The organism is Niveispirillum cyanobacteriorum (genome assembly GCF_002868735.1).
GTDB classification, from domain to species: Bacteria; Pseudomonadota; Alphaproteobacteria; order Azospirillales; family Azospirillaceae; genus Niveispirillum; species Niveispirillum cyanobacteriorum.
Genome location: NZ_CP025611.1, coordinates 3,293,275 through 3,314,336 on the forward strand (window position 1 = coordinate 3,293,275; position 21,062 = coordinate 3,314,336).

A 21,062-nucleotide genomic window follows, 5' to 3' on the forward strand; every position below is an offset into this window, starting at 1 on the left:
TCCAGGGGCAGCCATTACCGGCCCGTCAGAACCCAGTCAGGGCGCACCCAATGGCAGGTGTAGCCGTTGGGCGTGCGTTCCAGATAATCCTGGTGGAAATCCTCCGCCTCCCAGAAGGGGCCGGCATCGGTGATTTCCGTCACCACCTTGCCGGGCCAATGGCCGCTGGCATCCACTTCCGCCTTCACATGGCGGGCGGTTTCGGCCTGGGCGGCGTTCTCCACGAAGATGGCGGAGCGGTACTGGCTGCCGATATCATTGCCCTGACGGTTGGTCGTCGTCGGGTCATGGATCTGGAAGAAGAATTCCAGCAGGCGGCGATAGGTCAGCTTCTCATTGTCGAAACTGATCTCGATGGCCTCTGCATGGCCGGTGCGGCCCGTCTTCACATCCTTGTAGGTGGGGTTGGTCAGGGCACCGCCGGTGTAGCCGACACGGGTGGCAACAACGCCCGGCACCTTGCGGATCAAATCCTGCATGCCCCAGAAGCAGCCGCCGGCCAGAATGGCGCGTTCGATGGCCATGATCTCATTCCTTTCAGCTTAACGCTCGGCCCGTAGATGTGGTGGCTTGGGGTGATGAAGTCCAGTATCGGGCGGCGGGCACCTTTGCGTCATCGGCGTTCGACAAGCGGCGGCGGGCAGGGTACACCCCCACGCCATGAATGATGCGACCACCAGCCCAGCCGATAGCGCGCTTGCGACGCGCGGGGCGGCCCTTGACCTTTTATTCAACGTGCTGGCCAAGCGCGTGCCGTTTGATGACGCCTGGGATGCCAGCCGGCCTTTGCGCGCACTGGAGCCGCGCGACCGCGCCTTTGTGCGGATGCTGGTGGCCACGACGCTGCGCCGCCTGGGCCAGATCGATGCCGCTATCCAGGGCAGCCTGAACAAGCAGGGCCAGCAGTTGAAGGCCGTGGTGCAGGATATCCTGCGTCTGGGTGCAGCACAGTTGCTGTTCCTGGGGACACCGGCCCATGCCGCCGTGGATACGGCGGTGGAACTGGCCGTGGCGCGCAAGCAGCATCCCTATAAGGGTCTGATCAATGCCGTGCTGCGCCGGCTGGACCGGGAGCGGGCCAGCATCCTGGCCGAACAGGATGCCGGGCGTCTGAACACGCCCGACTGGCTGTGGCTGTCCTGGCGCAAGACCTATGGCACGGCCCTGACCCGCGCCATTGTGGAGACGCATCTGGGCGAGGCGCCGCTGGACATCACAGTGAAGGCTAATGCCGCCGCCTGGGCCGAACGGCTGGAGGCGACCGTGTTGCCCACGGGCAGCCTGCGCCGCGCCGCCGGTGGGCAGGTGACGGAACTGTCCGGATTTGATGAGGGCGGATGGTGGGTGCAGGACGCCGCCGCCGCCATCCCAGCCCGCCTGTTCGGCGATCTGGCGGGGCGCGACGCCATTGATTTGTGCGCGGCACCGGGCGGCAAGACGGCGCAACTGGCCGCGGCCGGCGCCCAGGTCATCGCCGTTGACCGGTCGGAAAAGCGGTTGGTCCGCCTGTCGGAGAATATGGCCCGCTTGGGCCTTGGCGCACGGGTGACGACGGTGGCGGCCGACGCCACCGAATGGCGGCCCGATGCCGTGGTGGATGCCGTCCTTCTGGACGCCCCCTGTTCGGCCACAGGTACCATCCGTCGCCACCCCGACGTGGCACGGTTGAAGTCGGAAGAAGATGTGGAGAAGCTTGGCCGTATCCAGTCCCGTCTGCTCTATCGTGCTGTCGACATGCTGAAGCCCGGTGGGACGCTGGTCTATTGCACCTGCTCGCTTCAGGCGGAAGAGGGCGAGAGCCAGATTACCAACCTACTCTACCGCCGGCCGGAAATGCAGGTGGTGCCGGTGACGGCGGACGAGGTCGGGGGGCTCTCGGAGCTGCTGACCCCGGACGGCTATGTCCGCTGCACGCCCGGTCATCTGGCCGAGATCGGCGGCATGGACGGGTTCTTCGCGGCCCGGCTGCGGCGGGTGGGTTAAGCTAAGGCCCCTCCGCCCGCCAGACATCCTTGACATGCCGCGGCAGGCGCCGGGGCAGGACGGCCATTAGGTCGAAGCGAATGGCATAATGAGCCAGATGCGGGCGGTGGGCCACGTACTGGCTGATGGCTGCATAGCGCCGGCGCCAGCTGGTGCGGGGCAGCGATGACAAGGCCAGGACCATGTTCCGCCGCGCCTTCACCTCCACCACGGCCAGGACATTGCGCTTGGCGGCGATGATGTCAATCTCCCCCATCGGCAGGCGCAGGCGGGTGGCCAGGATACGGTAGCCTTTCAGCCACAACACCAGACAGCATAGCCATTCGGCGATGCGGCCCAGCCGTTCGGCGCGCCGGCGATCAAGCTGGTCACGGGACCGCGCCATCGCCCCCCGTCCCCAGCTGCAGGGCCCGCGCATAGACCTGTTTCTTGGGCTGGCCCGTGATGGTGGCGACATGGGCAGCAGCATCGCGCACGCTCATCCCGCCGGACAGCGCCTGTTTTAGCAGGCTGTCCATGTCGGCGGCGTCGCTGGCGGCGGCGCCTTCGGCTGGTGGGCCGATGACCACCACCACCTCGCCCTTCGGCGGCCCCTTCTCGGTATAGTAGGTGGACAGGTCCGATGCCGGGCCCCGCCGCACCTCCTCAAACAGCTTGGTCAGTTCGCGGGCCACCGCCACCTCGCGGTTGCCTAGGCTGGCGGTCACATCGGCCAGCATCTCGGCCAGACGCTGGGCTGATTCATAGAAGATCAGGGTGGCGGGCAGGGTGCGGAACAGTTCCAGTTCCGTCCGCCGTGCCGCCGATTTGGCGGGTAGGAAGCCGCCGAATAGGAACCGGTCGCTAGGCAGGCCCGACAGGACCAGGGCCGTGATGGCGGCGTTGGCACCGGGCAGGTGGGTCAGGGAAAGGCCCCTGTCCTTCGCCTCGCGCACCAGTTTGAAGCCTGGATCGCTGACCAACGGGGTACCTGCATCCGACACCAGCGCAATGGCCTGTCCGTTGGCCACCTTGTCCAGCAGGACCGGACGCATCTTTGCCGCGTTATGGTCATGATAGGGCAGCATACGGGTGCGGATGCCGTATCGGCGCAGCAATTTACCGGTGACGCGCGTATCCTCACATGCGATGGCATCGACACCGCGCAGGATGTCGAGCGCGCGCAGAGTGATGTCGCCGGCATTGCCGATGGGGGTGGCAACGATGTAAAGCCCCGCCCCAGGTTTACGGATGGCGCCGCTGCCGGTAGGCTGCGCCACCACATCATCATTGCCTTCCTCGGGGAATTCCCCGTCCAGGTCGGCGTCAAGGTCGGGTTGGTCGTCCATGCTGGGTGACGTCAAAGGGAAGGGGTTCCGAATGCGTGGGATGGAAAGTCGGCGCGGGGCGTCGTGGCTGGTGACGCTGGCGGCCTGCGTCGGGCTGCTGGCGGGATGCGCCAGCCCTGGCAGCGTACCGGCCCCGGCACCCACCCCGCAACCCCCGCCGCAGGTGGCCCCGCCCCCTGCTGCCCTACCGCCGCCCGTGGCCGCACAGCCGGCGGCCCCCAAGGATGACAAGATCCGCGTCGGCCTGCTGCTGCCCCTTACGGGTGCCAATGCCGCCCTGGGCCAGTCCATGCTGGATGCCGCACAGATGGCCCTGTTCGACTTGGGCGACGAAAAATTCACCCTGCTTCCCCGCGATACGCAGGGCAGCCCTGGCATCGCCGCCACTGCCGCGAAGGGTTTGATCGAGGAAGGGGCGGGCGTAATCCTGGGTCCCCTGTTCGGCGCGGAAGCCGCTGCTGTGAAGCCGGTGGCGGCGCAGGCCGGCAAGCCCGTCCTGTCTTTCTCCAGCGACTGGAACGTCGCGGGCGGCGGGGTTTGGACGCTGGGGTTCCAGCCGCAGGAACAGGTGCGGCGTGTGGTCGGCCTGTCGATGGCGCGCGGCCTGATGCGGTTCGGTGTCGTCGCCCCATCCACCCCCTATGGCGATGCGGCGGTGCAGTCGCTGCGTGAGGCGGTCGAACAGGCGGGTGGGACCGTGACCAAGGTCGAACGCTATACGGCGGGTGCCACCAACCTGACCGAACTGGTCAAGAACCTGTCGGATTTCGATCAGCGGCAGGCCGCATTGGCTGCCGAACGGGCGCGCCTGACCGCGCTGGGCGATCCCGAGTCGCTGGCAGCTCTGCGCCGCCTGTCCAATGCCGACACGTTCGGGCCGCTGCCGTTCGATGCCGTTTTGATTGCCGAAGGCGGGCAGACGCTGCGCGAACTGGCGGCCCTATTCCCCTTCTTCGACATTGATCCGGGTCCCGTCCGCATGCTGGGCACCGGCCTGTGGGACGAGGCGGGGCTGGGTCGGGAGGCGGCGCTGGTGGGTGGCTGGTTCGCGGCCCCCGCCCCGGAAGGGCGCGACGCGTTCGAGGCGCGGTTCCAGCAGACCTTTGGTTATCGTCCGCACCGTCTGGCCACGCTGGCCTATGATGCCACGGCGCTGGCTGCTGTGCTGGCCAAGGGGGGGACGGGTTTCACGGTGCCAGCCCTGACCAATGCCAATGGCTTTGCCGGGGCGGAGGGGATTTTCCGCCTGCTGCCCACCGGTACGGCGGAACGCGGGCTGGCCGTGATGGAGGTGACGCGCACCGGCACCACCCCGGTCGACCCCGCCCCGCAAAGCTTCGTCCCCGTCCCGACCTCGTGAGGGTGCCGATGGATATCCATGTCGCCAGGGCCGCCGATGGCCAGCATGTTTTGACCTGGAACGCTACCCCTGTGCGCTGTGCCGTGGGGCGGACGGGTATCCGTCTGGACAAGCGGGAAGGGGATGGGGGCACGCCCGTCGGGGCCTTCACCCTGCGCCGTGTGCTGTACCGCGCCGACCGGCTGGCCCCGCCAGTGACGGGCTTGCCCACATCGGTGATCAACCGGGATGATGGCTGGTGCGATGACCCAGCCCATCCGGCGTATAACCGCCCGGTCAAGCTGCCCTTTGCGGCCAGCCGGGAGGAACTGTGGCTGGACAGCCTTGTCTACGACATCATCGTCATCCTGGGTCACAATGACGACCCGCCGGTGCCGGGTATGGGCAGTGCGGTGTTCTTCCACCTGACCGACGCCGGCTACGGCCCCACGGCGGGCTGTGTGGCGGTGCAGCTTTCCGACATGCTGCCCATCCTGGCGGCAGCCCGGCCTGGCGACCGCATGGTCATCGCGCCATCGCCGCAGGCCATGGCGGCGTGTGACCCGGCAGGTGGGCGGGGGCCGGACTGCTTCTTGTGAGGTGGGGTCAACCCCAGCTTTCCCGATAGAGGGCTACCATGTCGGCCACGCTGGGTACGCGTGGGTTGTTGTTGGGGCTACCGGACGCCAGGGCCTGTTCGGCCATGGTGGTCAGCAATTCCTCCCAGCGTGCGGGGTCGATGCCGTACTGTTTGGGTGTGGGAACCTGCAGGTCGGCGTTCAGGCGGCGCAGGGCCGCGACCAATTCGCCCGCTGCCGTCTCGTCATCCTGTCCCGGCTCCGCCGCCCCGATGGCGCGGGCGCAGTCGGCATAGCGGGTGATGGACCCCGGCAGTGACCAGGCCGCGACGGCGGGCAGCAGCATGGCGTTGGATAGGCCGTGCGGGACATGGAAGAAGGCGCCGATGGGCCGGCTCATCCCATGCACCAGGGCCACCGAAGCGTTGGAAAAGGCCATGCCGGCCAGAGTGGCGCCCAGCATCATATTCTCCCGCGCGGTCCGGTCGGCGGGGTCGGCACAGGCGGTACGAATCCAGGGCGCGATGCGGCCCATGGCGGCGATGGCCATGGCATCAGTGAAGGGGCTGGCCTTCACGCTGACATAGGCCTCGATGGCGTGGGTCAGAGCGTCGATGCCGGTATCGGCGGTCAGGCGCGGGGGACAGGACAGGGTCAGTTCATAATCAATGATGGCGGCGGCGGGCACCAGACCCGGCCCCGCGATCAGCATCTTCTCATCCGTTTCGGTGTCGGTGATGACGGTGAAGCGCGTTACCTCCGACCCGGTGCCGGCGGTGGTGGGGATGGCGATGACGGGCATGCAAGGCTTCGGGATCGGGTTCGGCACCTTGTAGTCGCGCATGCGACCGCCATTGGCGGCCAGCAGGGCCATGGCTTTGGCCGTGTCGATGGGCGACCCACCGCCCAACGCGATCATCCCGTCATAGCCACCATCGCGCAGCAAGGCGGCACCGGCGGCGATCACATCGGTGGTGGGGTCGGGCACGGTATCGGCGAACAGGCCGGGGTCGAGGCCCGCGTCCCGGAGCGGGGCCAGCAGCCGGTCGGCATGGCCATGGTCGCGCATGAAGGGATCGGTGACCAGCAGGGGGCGATGCACACCGAGCCGGGCCAGAACTCCCGGCAGCCGCTGCACGGCCCCGCCGCCGATTTCCATGATGGGTGGCACCAGGATGGTGGCGATCATTACTTGCCCCCCTACCTTGTCTGATTTCCGCCCGGCATGTTCGACCCTGGCGGCAGTCTTGCCAAGTCCCCGGTGGCGGCAATGGCACATCGGGTGATGAGGTTTGTTCATGTATGGAACCGGAACGGGGGAGCGCCTATGCTGCCCCCAGTTCATTCCGATCGTTCAAGGTTCCCATGACCAGCCCCGCCCCCGACCTGTTCGCCGCCGCCCTTGCCACCCGCGCCCATTCCCATTCCCCCTATTCAGGGTTCAAGGTGGGGGCGGCCATCCGATCGGAAAGCGGGCGCATCCATGCCGGCTGCAATGTCGAGAATGCCGCCTATCCACAGGGTCAATGCGCCGAGGCCACGGCCATTGGCCTGATGGTGGCTGCCGGCGACCGCCGCATTGTCGAGATCGTAGTGGTGGGCGGGGAGGCCGGGTCCGGCCTGATGTGCACACCTTGCGGCGGCTGCCGTCAGCGCATCCGGGAATTTGCCGGCCCCGACACGCCCATCCATGTCTATGACGCGGGTAGCCACCGCCGCAGCTTCACCCTGGGCGAGTTACTGCCCTTCAGCTTTGGTCCCGACAATCTGGGGTTCTGATATGTCCGGTACCGAAATAACCCTTGTAGATATCGCCAGCCGCGTCCTGCCATTGCTGGACCTGACCAGCCTGAATGACGCGGATGATGCCGACAGCACCGCCGTCCTGTGCGCAAAGGCCGTGACGCCAGTGGGCAATGTGGCGGCGGTCTGCCTCTGGCCGTCATTCATTCCGCAAGCGAAACAAGCCTTGTCTGGCAGTGGTGTGAAGGTGGCGACGGTGGTCAATTTCCCCGGCGGGTCGCTGCCGGCGGACAAGGTGGTGGACCAGATCGCCCGCGCCCTGGCCGATGGGGCGGACGAGATCGACGTGGTCATGCCCTATGCCGCTGTGATGGCCGGCATGGGCGGTGATCAACGGGCCCAGGACCATCTGGCCGCCTGCCGGGAGGCCTGTGGGCCGGTGACCATGAAGGTCATCCTGGAAAGCGGGGCGCTGGCCAAGCCGGCCCTGATCGAGCGCGCCGCGCAGGTGGCGGTGGCCGCCGGGGCGGATTTTCTGAAAACATCCACCGGCAAGGTGCCGGCGGGCGCCACGCCGGGGGCAGCCCGCATCATGCTGACCGCCTGTCGCGAGGCCGGGCGGCCCGTGGGCTTCAAGGCGTCGGGCGGTATCCGCGATGTGGAGACGGCGGCCCAGTATCTGGCCCTGGCGGACGAGATCTGCGGGCCGGGTTGGGCATCGCCGGCGACGTTCCGCTTTGGCGCGTCGGGCCTGCTGGATGCGCTGCTGGGCGTGCTGGGCCAGGGGCCGGCGGTCACGGTGACAGCGGGCTACTGATCCACCGTTACCACCCCCTGGTCGACCCGTAGCCAAGCCGTGGCCAGGGCCGCCACCTCTTCGCTCTGGTGGGTGACATAAAGCATGGGCAGGCCCGTACCATCGCGTAGGCGCTGCAGGTAGGGTAGCAGTTCCGCCTTGCGGGCGGGGTCCAGCGCTGATAGCGGCTCGTCCAGCAACAGCAGGGATGGGTTGGACAGGAGCGCCCGCCCGATGGCCACCCGCTGCCGTTCCCCGCCCGACAGGTCACGGGGGTGGCGGTACAGCAGGTGGGCGATATCCAGCAGGTCGACGATGGCACCCAGCGTCGGTCCGTCCTGCCTGCGTCCACCAAACAGCCTTCCATAGAGAAGGTTGTGGCGGACATTCAGATGGGGGAATAGGCGCGCCTCCTGAAATACCTGCCCGACATGGCGGCGGTGGGGGGGGAGCCAAATCCGGCTGTCGGTGTCGACCAGAACCTTGCCATCTAGCGCGATCCGCCCCGCAGAAGGCCGGGATAGGCCAGCGATCAGAGACAGCAGGGTCGTCTTGCCGGCACCCGACGGGCCGGTGATAGCCGTGACGCCGGGGCCGATGGACAGCTCGGCGGTCAGGGTGAAGGTGCCGATACGGTGGGTTAGCGACAGATCAAGCATCCCGCCCCTCCACCCGCCGGCGTACGCGGCGCGCCAGCAACTCGCTGGCTGTCACCGCGAGGATGGCGATCAGGGCGGCGACCAGAGTCAGGCGCAGGGCCGCTGCATCTCCGCCCGGCATCTGGGTCAGGCCATAGATGGCGGCGGGCAGCGTCTGGGTCACGCCGGGAATGGCGGCGACGAAGGTGATGGTGGCCCCGAACTCCCCCAGCGCCTTGGCAAAGCACAGGATGGCGCCGGACAGGATGCCGGGCAGCGACAAAGGCAGGGTGACGGTCAGGAACACGGCCCAGGGCGGGGCGCCCAGGCCAGCTGCCGTATCTTCCAGCCGCGTATCCACCGCCTCCATCGACAGGCGTATGGCGCGGACCAGCAGGGGGAAGGCCATGACCGAACAGGCCAGAACCGCCCCGGTCCAGTTGAAGGCGAACACGATCCCGAATTCGGCGAGGACCTGCCCCACCGGTCCCTTGCGCCCGAACAGCAGCAATAGCAGGTAGCCCGTCACCACCGGCGGCAGGACCAGGGGCAGATGCACCAGCGCATCCAGCAGGATACGTCCCGGAAAGGACCGGCGGGCCAGCAGCCAGGCCACCAGGATCCCCGGCCCCAGGCTGACGGCAGTGGCCCAGCAGGCCACCTTTACCGACAGCCAGATTGCCGTCATTTCCTCCGCCGTGAAGCTCCCCATTATTTGGTCAGCACCGTGAAGCCCTGATTGATGAAGTGACGCCGCCCCTCGTCTGTCTTCAGGAAATCGAGCAGCGGTTGGCTGGCAGCCTTGTCCGCCCCCTTCAGCAGGGCCACAGGATACTCGATCGGCGCGTGGCTGTCGGCGGGGAAGACGCCAACAATGGCCACGCCGGGTTCAACCCGCGCATCGGTAGCATAGACGATGCCGGCCCCGGCCTCTCCCCGTGCCACCAGCGCCAGGGCGGCGCGGACATTTTCAGCAGGTGCCAGCTTGTCCGATACCTGGGACCACAGGCCCAGCTTGGTCAGTGCCGCCTTGGCATAGCGTCCCGCCGGCACCGCGTTGACATCGCCCACGGCCAGCCGCCGTCCATTCAGCAGGGCGGCAATGTCCAGATTGCCATCAATGGTCAGGCGCCTTGCCTGCGACCGCTCCATGACCAGGACCAGTTGATTGCCCAGGAAGGTGAAGCGGCTGTCGGCCTGCACGAGCCCGGCCTTGACCAGATAATCCATCCATTCCTGATCGGCTGACATGAAGATATCTGCCGGTGCCCCCGCCTCGATCTGCCTGGCCAGAGCAGAACTGGCGGCATAGGCGGCGGTGGCGGTACCGCCCGTCTGGTCCCGGTAGGCCACCAATGCCTCGTCCAGCGCCGTCTTCAGGCTGGCGGCGGCATAGACGGTCGTATCCTTTGCCCAGGCCGCCGGTGCGAAGGCCAATGACACGGCGATGAGGAACGAGGGAAGGCGGGAACGGGCCATAGTGCATCCTGACCTGAAGTTCAGCAGCAATAGATTATCGTTATGTCCATGGAAATACAACGAGCCTCTTGGCGCGATGATTTCCCGTGCGGCCCAGCGGATGCGCCACTGTTGCGCAACCGAATGAAACAGAAAATGCGGGTGTTTTTCAGAGGTTGGGCCTTTCCCCTCTGAATTAACGTCGCCCCGAATGAGTGGCCCCGCGCAACCAGGTGCAACCGAAAATGCGATCTTGTTTCACGAGCCACGAGACTGCCAATCCGAGCGCCGATGGCGTCGGATTGCAGCGGACAGGGAAAGGGCGTTGAGAAACCCAGAATAGCAGAGACCGGTCGGAAAGTCAGCCATTCCGCCACATCCGACGCCCCCGGTCAGGTGCGGCGGAAGATGACGGTCAGGTTGTTGGCGGGCATCTGGATGATGTCCGGTCCGGTAAGGCCGTTGGCGGCAGCGAGGTCCATCACCGCTTCCAGGTCGCGTACGCCCCAGGCTGGGTTCCGGGCCTTCAGGTCGGCATCGAAGGCGGCGTTGCTGTCGGATGTATGCTGTCCGCCGCGTTTATAAGGGCCGTAGAGGCAGAGCGGCGCACCCGGTTGCAGCAGACGGCCCGCGCCCGTGAACAGGCCGATGGCGGCATCCCAGGGCGCGATATGGATCATGTTCACGCACAAGATGGCGTCAGGCCGGACATTGGGCCATGCATCGGGGCGAGCGGCGTCCAGCGGCAGTGGCGGGCGCAGGTTGGGCAGCCCGGATTCCGCCGCCCAGGCGCGGATGCTGGCGCGGGCATCCTCGTCGGGGTCGCTGGGCTGGAATGTCAGGGCTGGCAGGTTTTCGGCCAGGAAAACTGCATGTTCCCCGCTCCCGCTGGCGATTTCCAGCAGCAGACCGGTTTGCGGCAGATGCGGGTGCAGGGCATCCAGCAGCGGTTGCCGGTTGCGCAGGGTGGCGGGCGCGTGGCGCTTTTCATCGGTCATCATGGGGCCAAAGGTAGGAGGCGCGAGCCGCAGCGCCAAGCCCATTTCGTCCTGCATGCCGGGTCAGACCAAGCAAGCAGTTGCGCGCGTCTGCCGGATTGTCTACCTCTGGCGCTGATTGGATTGATTGCGTGCGCCACGCTTTTTGGAGTTCCGGGGATGCCCTACGTCGTTACCGAGGCCTGCATCAAGTGCAAGTACACTGACTGCGTCGAAGTCTGTCCCGTGGACTGCTTCTATGAGGGTGAGAACACGCTGGTCATCCATCCCGATGAATGCATCGATTGTGGCGTGTGCGAGCCGGAATGCCCCGCCGAGGCCATCCTGCCCGACACCGACCCGCGCGCCGAACAGTGGCTGGCCATGAACCGCGAATATGCTGGGCAGTGGCCGGTCATCAACCGCCGCAAGGACCCGCTGCCCGACGCTGACGCCTGGAAGGGTGTGCCCGACAAGTTCGAGAAGCATTTCAGCCCCAAGCCGGGCAAGTAAGGATGTGGGCGGACCACCGGTTTCCCCGGTGGTCCGCGCGCGCCGGCAAAAATCATTGACCGGCGGTTAAGAAGTCCGCTAATGCCCATGCGATGGGCGCATGACCGACATAACGCGCTCTGCGCGGAACTTATGGCGAACAACGCGTTCCGCCTCTGTCATGTGGACGTAACATCGACTATATTCCATCAAGCGAGGATCGGCACGACGCCCGTGATCGTGGCTTGATGTGCCGACCGCTTTCGCCATCGCAGTGTTTCGTCTGGAGTGGTCCCGCCGCCCGTGCGGTCGGGGCCTCTATCATTTTTGTTCCCGTGGCGCGCAGCCCCGCGCGGAAGAAGAGAGCAACCGATATGTCCGAAAGCCTAGATTTCACCACCGGGGATCACGTTGTGTATCCGGCCCACGGCGTGGGCCAGATCATCGGGATCGAAACCCACAGCATCGCCGACATGAGCGTGACGCTGTACGCCATCCAGTTCGAAAAGGAACGGATGACGTTGAAGGTTCCCGTGGCGAAGGCCAAGGCCTCGGGCCTGCGCCGCCTGTCGACCAAGGACCGGATCAAGGCCGCCATGGAGACGCTGCAGGGCCCCAGCAAGATCAAGCGCATCATGTGGAGCCGCCGCGCCCAGGAATATGAAGCGAAAATCAATTCCGGCGACCCGGTTTCCATCGCGGAGGTCGTGCGCGACCTGTATCGTGGTGAGGACCAGTCCGATCAGTCCTACAGCGAACGTCAGATTTATCACGCAGCATTGGAGCGTCTGGCCCGCGAGCTGGCCGTTGTCGAGAAGATCGACGAGCGCAAGGCCACCGAAAAGCTGGAAGCCGTGCTGAGCAAGGCAGCTTGATCGGGGTACACCCACAAGATCAAGCATCCCGCTGTTAAAAAATCGGGATATTTAGTATGAAAGGGGCGTTCACTTGTTGAACGCCCCTTTTTTTGCACCGCCGCACGCCCTACACTGGCGACGCGAAGAAGAACCTGCCGGGTCCCCATGTCGGATGATCGCAAATATGCCTTGCTGGGTCGGCCACGCCGCGTGTGGGCGGTGGGGGCCATCCATGGCGAGGCGGCGCGTCTGGCGGCCCTGCATGATGATGTCGGCAAGCGCTTCCTGCCCGGTGACCGTCTGGTCTATCTGGGCAACATGATCGGCCGGGGTGCCGCCGTTCGCGAGACGATTGAGGAATTGCTGTCCTTCCGGCGCGAGATCCTGGCGCGGCGTGGCGTGGTGGCGACCGACATCGTTTATTTGCGCGGCGGGCAGGAGGAGATGTGGCAGAAGCTGTTGCAGCTTCAGTTCGCGCCTGATCCCGCCGCCGTGTTGCAGTGGATGATCGGGCAGGGGCTGGACACCACCCTGGCGGCCTATGGCGGCAATGCCCAATATGGTCTGGTGTCGGCCAAGGAAGGGGCCGTGACGCTGGCCCGCTGGACCGGGGAGCTGCGTGCCGCGATGCGCGCTGCACCGGGCCATGACAATCTGCTGAGTGCGGTGCGCCGCTGCGCCTATACCAGTGCCCCGGACGGGGCGCCGACGGAACTGCTGTTCGTCAATGCCGGCCTGGACCCGGCCAAGCCGCTGCATATGCAGGCTGACATCTTCTGGTGGGGCGGCACTTCGTTCGCCCGCATCGTGGAACCGTATAACGGCTTCCGCCGTGTCGTGCGCGGCTATGACCCGATCCATGGGCCGGGGCCGACCGTCACCGATTTCACGGCCAGCCTGGATGGCGGGGCCGGCTTCGGTGGTCGCCTCATCTGCGCCTGCTTTGCCCCTGATGGGCAGATGCTGGAACTGGCCGAAGCCTGAAATATTTTCGGGCCGGTTGATCCAACCGCCAATCGCCTCCGTAACAAGGATCAAGCAAGGGCACATGCCCCCCTGATCCAGCGACGGAGAGTGACCGATGGCGTCCATCGACGATCCCGAAACCCAGCGCGCCAACCTGGCTTTCATCCGCGCCTCGATGAAAGAACCGCTGCTGGCCCGTGATCACGAGTTGGATCTGGCCCGTCGCTGGCGGGAAAAGGGGGACGAGAAGGCGCTGCATGAGCTGGTGCGTTCCTACACCCGTCTGGTGATCTCTACCGCGACGCGTTTCCGCCATTACGGCATCCCCATGGGCGATCTGGTGCAGGAAGGCAATGTCGGCCTGATGCAGGCGGCGGGCCGGTTCGAGCCGGAGCGCGATGTCCGCTTCTCCACCTATGCTGCCTGGTGGATCCGGTCGGCCATGCAGGACCATATCCTGCGTAACTGGTCTATCGTGCGTACCGGCACCACGGCGGCACAGAAGTCGCTATTCTTCAACCTCCGTCGCCTGCGTGCCAAGATCGCCGACAATCCGTCGTCTGACCATCTGTCCACCGATGCGCGGCAACAGATCGCCCGCGAACTGGATATCGACGCGCGTGAGGTGGAGACGATGGAGATGCGGCTGGCCGCCTGTGACCAGTCGCTGAATGCCACCATGGCGATGGATGGCGAAGCCGAATGGCAAGACATCCTGCCCGATAGCCGCCCCAACCCCGAGGATGTGGTGATCGGCATGCGCGACGGGCGCATGCGGTCCAAGTGGTTGGCGGAGGCGCTGGGCGAACTGTCGCCGCGCGAACGTCAGATTATCGCCGAACGCCGCCTGCGCGATGAAGGAGCGACGCTGGAAGAACTGGGCCGTGTGTTGGGCGTGTCCAAGGAACGTGTGCGCCAGCTGGAAAGCCGCGCCATGAACAAGCTGCGCGCCAGCATGATGAAGCGCGTGGCCGATGGCCGCGACCTGTTCATGGAAGCGTGAGGGGGCGTTATTCCCCCTGGCCCCCATACCAGAGGCCAATGCGGATGCTGCTGGCCCCGCTGGCCTTCAGATAGGCGGTCCAAAAATCCCGCACCCGGTTCTCCACAGGGCGGGGCAGGGCCTTGCGGCCTGGGTCATGCCCCCGGCCAAAGCCGAACATATCGACCTGCACCTGTGACAGCGGCGCCAGAAGCCGCTGATCGGTGATGATCCGCAAGTTCTTTGCGGGCGGCCCCTCTGACAGGGCCGTGTATGTCAGTACGTCTGAATGTTCCAGAAGGTCCGAGAAGACGATCATCCGGTTCAGGCCACGCGGTTTCCACGTCTCCGCGACATTGTCGATGGTGCGTAGGATTTCGGAGCGGGGGTAGGCCTGCCTTTCCTTCAGCATGCCGATCAGCACCATGGCCAGCCGGCGTTTGAAGTCCCGGTTTTCTGCCTTGGCGATGGTCGGCTTGCAGGTGGCCATGATCCAGTCGGTAAGGCCGCCGCCCTCGGGGCAGCCGGGCACGCATTCCTCAAACTTGCGGGCAGATGCCGCATAATCGTCGGTGATGGTTTGGACCACCAGCCGGTCACCGGGCTTCAACTCGCCCACAAACCGGTCAAGGCCCGCAATCAGGATGTCGATATCCTGCTGATCATACTGTGTGGTGCGGTCCACCAGCAGGGCTACAGTGCCTGTGCCCAGCTTGCAGTAATCCTGTCGCGCGGCCAGCGCGGCGGGCGCCAGACCAGCCAGCAGCAGCAACAGAAGCAGGAACCGCCGCAGCCTCATCCCCGCACCGCCCGCAGCAACTGCGCGCTGATCTGCAGGGCGGACGGGATGTCGCGCAGGCAGGCGGGCGTGCCGTCGCTGCGGGCCCGCAGATTGCCGATGCGGTAATTGATCAGCCGGTTATGGCTGTTCATGCCCAACTGGCGCAGGCTCTGTTCGTAATCGGTGCCGGCGGATTTGCGGTCGGCCTGGATGGTGGTGATGTCCTTTTCCAGCTGTTCGATCTGCCGGTTCAATGCTGCGATCATGTCGTCATATCTGCGCGTCGCCTGCATGCGCTGCTTGTTGTAGTCGCTCTCCCGGCGAGTCACGCGCTTGCGGGCCTTCTCGGCCTTGCGGGTCAGGCGTTCATAATCCGGGTGCGGGTCATGCCGCACGAAGGAGGCGACGACGCCGACCGTCAGGATCACCAGATTGATGACCAGCAGGGTCCAGCCAGCGGAGCCCAATTCCGTGGCCGTCACCTGTGCCGCTGTGCTGGTCAGGTCGCCCTGGCGCAGCAGGTCGGCGAAGGAGCTGTTGGTATCCGCCTCCAGCAGGCGCAGGAAATGTTCGCGCACCGCCGCGATGAAATAGACCAGCGTGCCCGACAGACCGGCCAGCACGGCGGCACCAGCGTAATAGGACAGCCGAGCCTGCATCCGTTCATGCTGGTTGGCCTGTTTCAGCCACAGGCCGATGAAATGCGCGAACAGCGCCAGCACCCCGCCAATGATCAGTGAGATGAACAGGGACAGAAGCGGCGTCTCCTGAAAGAAGAACTCGAACGCCATGCGGTTGACCGGCACCTCGGCCAGACAGACCAGCAGCATCAGGAACGGATAGGCCCAGACCATGGAGACACGCAGGGGCCGGGCCAGTTCCGCCTGTAGCTTGGCAACGGTGGCCACGGCTTCCGACTTGCGTTCGGTCAAGTCGCGGAATTCGGGGCTGTCGGGCCCGACCTTGTGCGACAGGTCGTTCAGGGCGCGCTGTTTTTCATCCTGCAGGGTGCGGCGGCGGTTGACCAGATCCTCGTCCCGTTCCTTCAGCTTTTGCTGTTCGGCGATATCCAGTTCCGACAGATAGGTCAGGCGCGCCTTCTCATAGGCGGCGAAATCGGCCGTGACCTGGGCCAGCACCTGATCCTGTACGGGGTTCTGCGGCGCATCCAGCGGCGGAAAGCCCTTTTCTCCGTCGCGGGCCCCGCGCGTCTCATCCGCGCGGCGTTCGCTATCGCTATAGCTCAGATGCCGGCCGATATGCATGTCGGCCATCTGCTTCACCCGGTTCGCCATCCCGCTCCCCCGAAGGTCGAGGCGTGGTGCCCCTTTGATGAAAAGAGCATTTCATGTCGATTATGGGGCGGCAAGGACGGGGCCGGGCCGGAAGGGGCCATTTAAGCCGGTATCCGGGAGGCCTTCCGCCATGATTTGGACGGATTTGGGGGCGTCATCCTTTCATCAAGGCGTCGATATCCCGATGCCCTTCGATGATGCGAATGATGCACACACCGTCATCTTCATAGCGGAAGAGAATGACGTAGCCCCGATAGGCAAAACTTCGGATGCCTGGTCGAATTTCCTCGCGGGGCCGGCCCAGGGTTCCCGGCAATTCCGCTAGTTTCTTGCACTGAGCCCTCAACCGCTGAACGAAATTCAAGGCCGGCTTCGTCACGCCTGCTCTTTCGGCCAAGTAGAACAGGATATCGGAGAGGTCGCACGAAGCGGCCCTTGTATAAAATAGTCGCCGCTTAGCCTAGAGGCCACGGGTCTGCAATTCCTTGATCCGTTCGGCAAGGACCGCGTCAACCTCTGCCTCCGAAAGCTCACCACCTTCTGCGAGGGCGTCGTCCACGATACGGCGCAATTCGGTCAGCCGTGCTTCACGAGATTTAAGCAGGGAAAGGCCCGCCGCGACAACGGCGTCTGGGCTGTCTAACTCGCCGGAAGCGACGGCTTCGTTAATAAACCCTGCCCAGGGTCCGGTAACAGATACCTGCATGATCGGCCTCCTTCGGGCACTGCCTTAGAACCGTATCATAGCATTTCCTGCCATAGGACCAAGGTCGCCGCCCACCCCCAAAACAAAAAGGGGAGGCCTGTTTCCAGGCCTCCCCTTTCGTCTTTTCAAACCAGAACCAGCGATCAGCCGGCTTCGGCCTGACGCTCGGCGCGCTTGCGGTCGTTCGGGTCCAGCAGCTTCTTGCGCAGACGGATGGACTTCGGCGTGACTTCCACCAGTTCGTCGTCCTGGATGTAGGACAGGGCCTTTTCCAGGGACATGCGGATGGGCGGCGTCAGGACGACGGCTTCATCCTTGCTGGTGGTGCGGATGTTGGTCAGCTTCTTGCCCTTCTGGACATTCACTTCCAGGTCGTTCTCGCGGGTGTGCTCACCCACGATCATGCCCTCATAGACCTTCCAGCCGGGCTCAATCATCATCGGGCCGCGATCTTCCAGGTTCCACAGGGCATAGGCCACGGCCTCACCCTCGGCGTTGGAGATCAGCACGCCGTTGCGGCGGCCGGGGATCGGGCCCTTGTAGGGGGCGTAATCGTGGAACAGGCGGTTGATAACGCCGGTGCCACGCGTGTCGGTCAGGAACTCGCCCTGGTAACCGATCAGGCCGCGCGAGGGGACGTGGAACACCAGACGGACCTTGCCAGCGCCCGAGGGACGCATTTCCAGCATCTCGCCCTTACGCTCGGCAATCTTCTGCACCACGACGCCGGAGAAATCCTCGTCCACGTCGACGACGACTTCCTCAATCGGCTCCAGACGCTGGCCATTGGTGTCGGTCTTCATCACCACGCGCGGACGGCTGATCGACAGCTCGAAGCCTTCACGGCGCATGGTTTCGATCAGGATGCCCAGCTGCAACTCGCCACGGCCCGCCACTTCGAACGCGTCGGCGTTCTCGGTCTCGCGGATGCGCAGGGCGACGTTGCCTTCGGCTTCACGCAGCAGGCGGTCGCGGATCATGCGGCTGGTGACCTTGTCGCCTTCGCGACCGGCGAGCGGGCTGTCATTGACCGAGAAGGTCATGGCCAGGGTCGGCGGATCGATCGGCTGCGCCGGCAGGGCGTTTTCAACGCTCATGTCAACGATGCTGTCGGCGACGGTGGTCTTCACCAGACCGGCGATGGCGACGATGTCACCGGCCTGCGCCTCGTCCACCGGCACGCGCTCCAGACCGCGGAAAGCCAGCACCTTGGAGGCGCGGCCCTGCTCGATCAGCTTGCCGTCGCGGGACATGGACTTGATGGCCATGTTGGTCTTGATGCGGCCGGACTGGATACGGCCCGTCAGGATGCGGCCCAGGTACGGGTTGGCTTCCAGGGTGGTGGCCAGCATGGTGAACGGTGCATCAACGCTGTCAACCTTGGGGGCCGGCACATGGTTGACGATCAGCTCGAACAGCGGGGTCAGGTCCTTGCGCTCGTCATCCAGGCTGTTGACGGCCCAGCCGTTACGGCCCGACGCGAACAGGGTCGGGAAGTCCAGCTGCTCGTCGGTGGCATCCAGCGAGGCGAACAGGTCGAAAATCTCGTTATGCACTTCGTCGGGACGCGCATCCTGACGGTCGATCTTGTTGACGACGACCATCGGGCGCATGCCCAGCTTCAGGGCCTTGCCCAGCACGAACTTGGTCTGCGGCAGCGGCCCTTCGGCGCTGTCCACCAGCAGGCAGACGCCGTCCACCATGTTCAGGATACGCTCCACCTCGCCGCCGAAATCGGCGTGGCCCGGGGTATCGACGATGTTGATGCGGACGTCGTTCCAGACAACGGACGTGCACTTGGCCAGGATCGTGATGCCGCGCTCACGCTCCAGGTCGTTGCTGTCCATCGCGCGCTCGGCGACCTGCTGGTTTTCACGGAAAGTGCCGGACTGCTTCAGCAGCATGTCGACGAGCGTGGTCTTGCCATGGTCGACGTGGGCGATGATGGCGATATTGCGCAATTGCATGGGTACGGTCCTGCGTGCCTGGTGCTGGTCGCGCGCCGCCCAATGACTATGTCCGCCGGATCGGGGTTCGCGCATGAAAAACGCCCGGCCACCCTGTCAGCGTTCGATTGAGGAACGGGAACAAGGGTGGCCGGGCTGTTTCGCGGCGCAATATAATCGTTTCGCACCGGCTTCGGTAGGGTGCAGAAGGTGGGGCTGCCCTGCGTTTCGTCGGATCGCGGTTAACGTTCCATCAAGGGGTTGGCGAAAAGGGAAGGCTGTGAGCCTGCCCCTTGGCCTAACACCAAAGCGCCTGTGCCTTACCCCTGGAAAGCCGCCCCCGGCCCATGCCACCATGGCGGCAACCGGGGGAGGATAATGACCCAAGGCAGATGGCAAAAATGGATGCTGATGGCGGCGGCTGCCCTGGCGGCGGTGCCCGTTCATGCCCAGGAGACGAAGTATGAGGTGGTGATCGAAGGCGTGGATGATCATCCGCATCTGTCGAAGCTGCTGAAAGAAGTCTCCAGCCTTGTCGCCCTGAAGGAAGACCCGCCGCCCTCGCCCATCGGCCTAGGCCGTCGGGCCGATGCCGATCTGGACCGGTTCCGCGCCGCCCTGCGATCCGAAGGTTTCTACGACGCCATTGTCGATGCGGAGATCGACGTGGATGTGGTGCCCGCCAAGGTTCTGATCCGGGTGGAGGAAGGGGCGCGGTACAAGGTGACATCGGTTGCCATTGCCGGCCCGAACGAGCAACCCCTGCCCGATGGTGCGCCGGCCCCGGACGCGCTGGGCCTTGCCATCGGATCGGACGCGCGGGCACCGTCGGTGGTGGATGCCGAAGGCCGTATCCTGCCGCGCCTAGCGGAAAAGGGCTATGCCTATGCCCGCCTGCTGGATCGCAAGCTGATCGTGGACCATGCCAAGCAGGGCATGGATGTCACCTATGTCGTTGATCCCGGCCCGAAAGTGACGTTCGGCGATGTCAGCTTCAATGGCCTGGACGAGGTGTCGCAGCGCGCGGCCCGTCGCCGCCTGCCCTGGCGCGAGGGCGATGCCTATCATCCTGCCACCATGGAGGAGGGGCGTCAGGCCCTGGCCGATCTGGGTGTCTTCTCCTCCGTCCGGCTGCGGCTGGCCGATCAGCCGACGGGAGACCAGAAGGCACCCGTCCTGGTCGATCTGGCCGAACGGGAAATGAACTATGTCGGCTTCGGTGCCGATTACGGGACCGAGGACGGGTTCGGGGCCAACGCCTATTGGGGTGACCGCAACCTGATGGGCAATGCCGAAAAGCTGCGGGTCGATGCCTCGGTCGCTGGCATCTCCCGACGCGGCGAAACCAGTGCCAGCGATTTCGATTACCGTCTGGCCGGCACCTATCAGCAGCCGGATTTCCTGTCACGTCGCCAATCGCTGAACCTGTCGGCGGAAGCCTTGTCGGAACGGCCCGATGCCTATCGCCGGCAAGCACTGGTCCTGACGGGTGCGGTAGAGCGCAAGCTGGGCAAGGGGTTGAAGGCCAGCCTGGGCGTGACGGCGGAACAGTCCCGGATTGAGGAGAGCCTGCAAACCACGCGCAACACCCTGGTCGGTATTCCCGCCGCCATCACCTGGGACCGGTCCAACGATCTGTTGAACCCGACCAAGGGCTTCCGCCTGTCAGGGGCCGTGACCCCCTATCTGGCGGCCTTCGGGGACAGCAACAGCTTCACGGTGGCGCGGGTCGGCGGCAGCGCCTATTTCGATTTCAAGGATGATGGCTGGTATGTGGGCGCGCTGCGCGGTGTTTATGGGGCCGTGATCGGCGGCGGGCTGCTGGATGTTCCCGCCGACAAGCGCTTCTTCGCGGGCGGTGGCGGCTCCATCCGTGGCTATGGCTATCAGGAGGTCGGGCCGCGCGACAGCAATGGGGAGCCGCTGGGCGGCGTCTCGCTGCTGGAGATGTCCGCCGAAATGCGGGTGAAGGTGACGGAGGATATTGCCGTTGTGCCCTTCGTTGACGCTGGCAATGTCTATACGACCGAGTATCCCAAGCTGGGTCAGGGCCTGCGCTATGCCGCCGGTATCGGTGGGCGTTACCACACCGTCATCGGCCCCATCCGTCTGGATGTGGCAGTGCCGTTGAACAAGCGCGACGGCGACAAGGCGTTCCAGTTCTACATCTCCATCGGCCAGGCCTTTTAAGGAGGGG

Annotated in this window: 22 protein-coding genes and 1 pseudogene; 10 read left to right on the forward strand and 13 right to left on the reverse strand. The window is 65.1% G+C overall.

Translation table 11 applies throughout. The annotated features are described in order from the left end of the window. Positions 1 to 14 precede the first annotated feature (14 nt). On the reverse strand, positions 15 to 524 hold the full coding sequence (gene msrA / locus C0V82_RS15380) for a peptide-methionine (S)-S-oxide reductase MsrA (protein WP_102113044.1): 510 nt from the start codon (positions 522 to 524) through the stop codon (positions 15 to 17). A 136-nt stretch (positions 525 to 660) separates the two neighbouring features. On the opposite strand from msrA, the gene C0V82_RS15385 reads away from it, so the two are divergent. Next, a complete protein-coding gene (locus tag C0V82_RS15385; protein WP_102113045.1) occupies positions 661 to 1,983 on the forward strand; it encodes an RsmB/NOP family class I SAM-dependent RNA methyltransferase in 1,323 nt (440 codons plus the stop codon). Position 1,984: 1 nt separating this feature from the next. On the opposite strand, the gene C0V82_RS15390 is transcribed toward C0V82_RS15385, so the two are convergent. Continuing rightward, positions 1,985 to 2,368 (reverse strand): YraN family protein, encoded by a 384-nt coding sequence (locus C0V82_RS15390; RefSeq protein WP_102113046.1) that lies wholly within the window; start codon positions 2,366 to 2,368, stop codon positions 1,985 to 1,987. Then, positions 2,352 to 3,311, reverse strand: coding sequence for a 16S rRNA (cytidine(1402)-2'-O)-methyltransferase (gene rsmI / locus C0V82_RS15395; RefSeq protein WP_102113458.1), 960 nt, complete (start codon positions 3,309 to 3,311; stop codon positions 2,352 to 2,354). Before rsmI ends, C0V82_RS15390 begins: the two co-directional genes overlap by 17 nt. Positions 3,312 to 3,342: 31 nt before the next feature. Here rsmI and C0V82_RS15400 point away from each other — a divergent pair, with 31 nt between their 5' ends. Both C0V82_RS15400 and C0V82_RS15405 read left to right on the forward strand, forming a co-directional pair. Continuing rightward, positions 3,343 to 4,671, forward strand: coding sequence for a penicillin-binding protein activator (locus tag C0V82_RS15400; protein WP_158659956.1), 1,329 nt, complete (start codon positions 3,343 to 3,345; stop codon positions 4,669 to 4,671). Positions 4,672 to 4,679: 8 nt separating this feature from the next. Further along, entirely contained in the window at positions 4,680 to 5,249 is a 570-nt protein-coding gene (locus C0V82_RS15405) for a L,D-transpeptidase family protein (RefSeq protein ID WP_102113048.1), read from the forward strand. A gap of 7 nt (positions 5,250 to 5,256) precedes the next feature. Here the strand turns inward: C0V82_RS15405 and C0V82_RS15410 are convergent, their stop codons facing one another. Then, on the reverse strand, positions 5,257 to 6,417 hold the full coding sequence (locus tag C0V82_RS15410; protein WP_102113049.1) for an iron-containing alcohol dehydrogenase: 1,161 nt from the start codon (positions 6,415 to 6,417) through the stop codon (positions 5,257 to 5,259). A gap of 176 nt (positions 6,418 to 6,593) precedes the next feature. Between C0V82_RS15410 and cdd the strand changes: the two genes are divergently transcribed. Beyond that, positions 6,594 to 7,007, forward strand: coding sequence for a cytidine deaminase (cdd, locus tag C0V82_RS15415; RefSeq protein ID WP_102113050.1), 414 nt, complete (start codon positions 6,594 to 6,596; stop codon positions 7,005 to 7,007). Between the two features lies 1 nt (position 7,008). Continuing rightward, positions 7,009 to 7,788, forward strand: a complete 780-nt coding sequence (deoC, locus tag C0V82_RS15420; RefSeq protein WP_102113051.1) for a deoxyribose-phosphate aldolase — start codon at positions 7,009 to 7,011, stop codon at positions 7,786 to 7,788. Here deoC and C0V82_RS15425 read toward each other — a convergent pair. The 4 genes from C0V82_RS15425 to C0V82_RS15440 form a co-directional block, all read right to left on the reverse strand. After that, positions 7,782 to 8,426: an ATP-binding cassette domain-containing protein gene (locus tag C0V82_RS15425; protein WP_102113052.1), complete on the reverse strand. Its 645-nt coding sequence runs from the start codon at positions 8,424 to 8,426 to the stop codon at positions 7,782 to 7,784. The genes deoC and C0V82_RS15425 overlap by 7 nt on opposite strands. Further along, positions 8,419 to 9,117, reverse strand: coding sequence for a molybdate ABC transporter permease subunit (gene modB, locus C0V82_RS15430; protein ID WP_102113053.1), 699 nt, complete (start codon positions 9,115 to 9,117; stop codon positions 8,419 to 8,421). Before modB ends, C0V82_RS15425 begins: the two co-directional genes overlap by 8 nt. Beyond that, positions 9,117 to 9,884, reverse strand: coding sequence for a molybdate ABC transporter substrate-binding protein (gene modA, locus C0V82_RS15435; RefSeq protein ID WP_102113054.1), 768 nt, complete (start codon positions 9,882 to 9,884; stop codon positions 9,117 to 9,119). Before modA ends, modB begins: the two co-directional genes overlap by 1 nt. Before the next feature lie 371 nt (positions 9,885 to 10,255). Further along, positions 10,256 to 10,864 (reverse strand): DUF938 domain-containing protein, encoded by a 609-nt coding sequence (locus C0V82_RS15440; RefSeq protein WP_199772431.1) that lies wholly within the window; start codon positions 10,862 to 10,864, stop codon positions 10,256 to 10,258. A gap of 156 nt (positions 10,865 to 11,020) precedes the next feature. On the opposite strand from C0V82_RS15440, the gene fdxA reads away from it, so the two are divergent. The 4 genes from fdxA to C0V82_RS15460 all read left to right on the forward strand — a co-directional run bounded on the left by fdxA (position 11,021) and on the right by C0V82_RS15460 (position 14,158). Beyond that, positions 11,021 to 11,353 carry a ferredoxin FdxA gene (gene fdxA, locus C0V82_RS15445; RefSeq protein ID WP_054168789.1) on the forward strand — a complete coding sequence of 111 codons (333 nt, stop codon included), beginning with the start codon at positions 11,021 to 11,023 and terminating at the stop codon, positions 11,351 to 11,353. A 353-nt stretch (positions 11,354 to 11,706) separates the two neighbouring features. Continuing rightward, entirely contained in the window at positions 11,707 to 12,207 is a 501-nt protein-coding gene (locus tag C0V82_RS15450) for a CarD family transcriptional regulator (RefSeq protein WP_054168790.1), read from the forward strand. 147 nt (positions 12,208 to 12,354) lie between these two features. Further along, positions 12,355 to 13,173 carry a metallophosphoesterase family protein gene (locus tag C0V82_RS15455; protein WP_102113055.1) on the forward strand — a complete coding sequence of 273 codons (819 nt, stop codon included), beginning with the start codon at positions 12,355 to 12,357 and terminating at the stop codon, positions 13,171 to 13,173. 97 nt (positions 13,174 to 13,270) lie between these two features. Further along, positions 13,271 to 14,158: an RNA polymerase factor sigma-32 gene (locus C0V82_RS15460; RefSeq protein WP_102113056.1), complete on the forward strand. Its 888-nt coding sequence runs from the start codon at positions 13,271 to 13,273 to the stop codon at positions 14,156 to 14,158. A 7-nt stretch (positions 14,159 to 14,165) separates the two neighbouring features. Here C0V82_RS15460 and C0V82_RS15465 read toward each other — a convergent pair whose 3' ends face one another. The 5 genes and pseudogenes from C0V82_RS15465 to typA form a co-directional block, all read right to left on the reverse strand. Then, positions 14,166 to 14,936, reverse strand: a complete 771-nt coding sequence (locus C0V82_RS15465; RefSeq protein WP_102113057.1) for a hypothetical protein — start codon at positions 14,934 to 14,936, stop codon at positions 14,166 to 14,168. Then, positions 14,933 to 16,213, reverse strand: a complete 1,281-nt coding sequence (locus tag C0V82_RS15470; protein ID WP_102113058.1) for a hypothetical protein — start codon at positions 16,211 to 16,213, stop codon at positions 14,933 to 14,935. Before C0V82_RS15470 ends, C0V82_RS15465 begins: the two co-directional genes overlap by 4 nt. 154 nt (positions 16,214 to 16,367) lie before the next feature. Beyond that, positions 16,368 to 16,646: pseudogene (locus tag C0V82_RS15475) on the reverse strand (type II toxin-antitoxin system RelE/ParE family toxin); the annotation flags it as partial. Between the two features lie 27 nt (positions 16,647 to 16,673). Continuing rightward, the gene (locus C0V82_RS15480) at positions 16,674 to 16,919 is read right to left on the reverse strand and encodes a ribbon-helix-helix domain-containing protein (protein WP_102113060.1); all 246 of its coding nucleotides are present in this window, start codon (positions 16,917 to 16,919) and stop codon (positions 16,674 to 16,676) included. A gap of 143 nt (positions 16,920 to 17,062) precedes the next feature. Next, positions 17,063 to 18,886 (reverse strand): translational GTPase TypA, encoded by a 1,824-nt coding sequence (gene typA / locus C0V82_RS15485; protein WP_102113061.1) that lies wholly within the window; start codon positions 18,884 to 18,886, stop codon positions 17,063 to 17,065. A 390-nt stretch (positions 18,887 to 19,276) separates the two neighbouring features. Here typA and C0V82_RS15490 point away from each other — a divergent pair, with 390 nt between their 5' ends. Further along, complete coding sequence (locus C0V82_RS15490) at positions 19,277 to 21,055, forward strand: autotransporter assembly complex protein TamA (protein WP_158659957.1); 1,779 nt, start codon at positions 19,277 to 19,279, stop codon at positions 21,053 to 21,055. Positions 21,056 to 21,062: the final 7 nt, after the last annotated feature.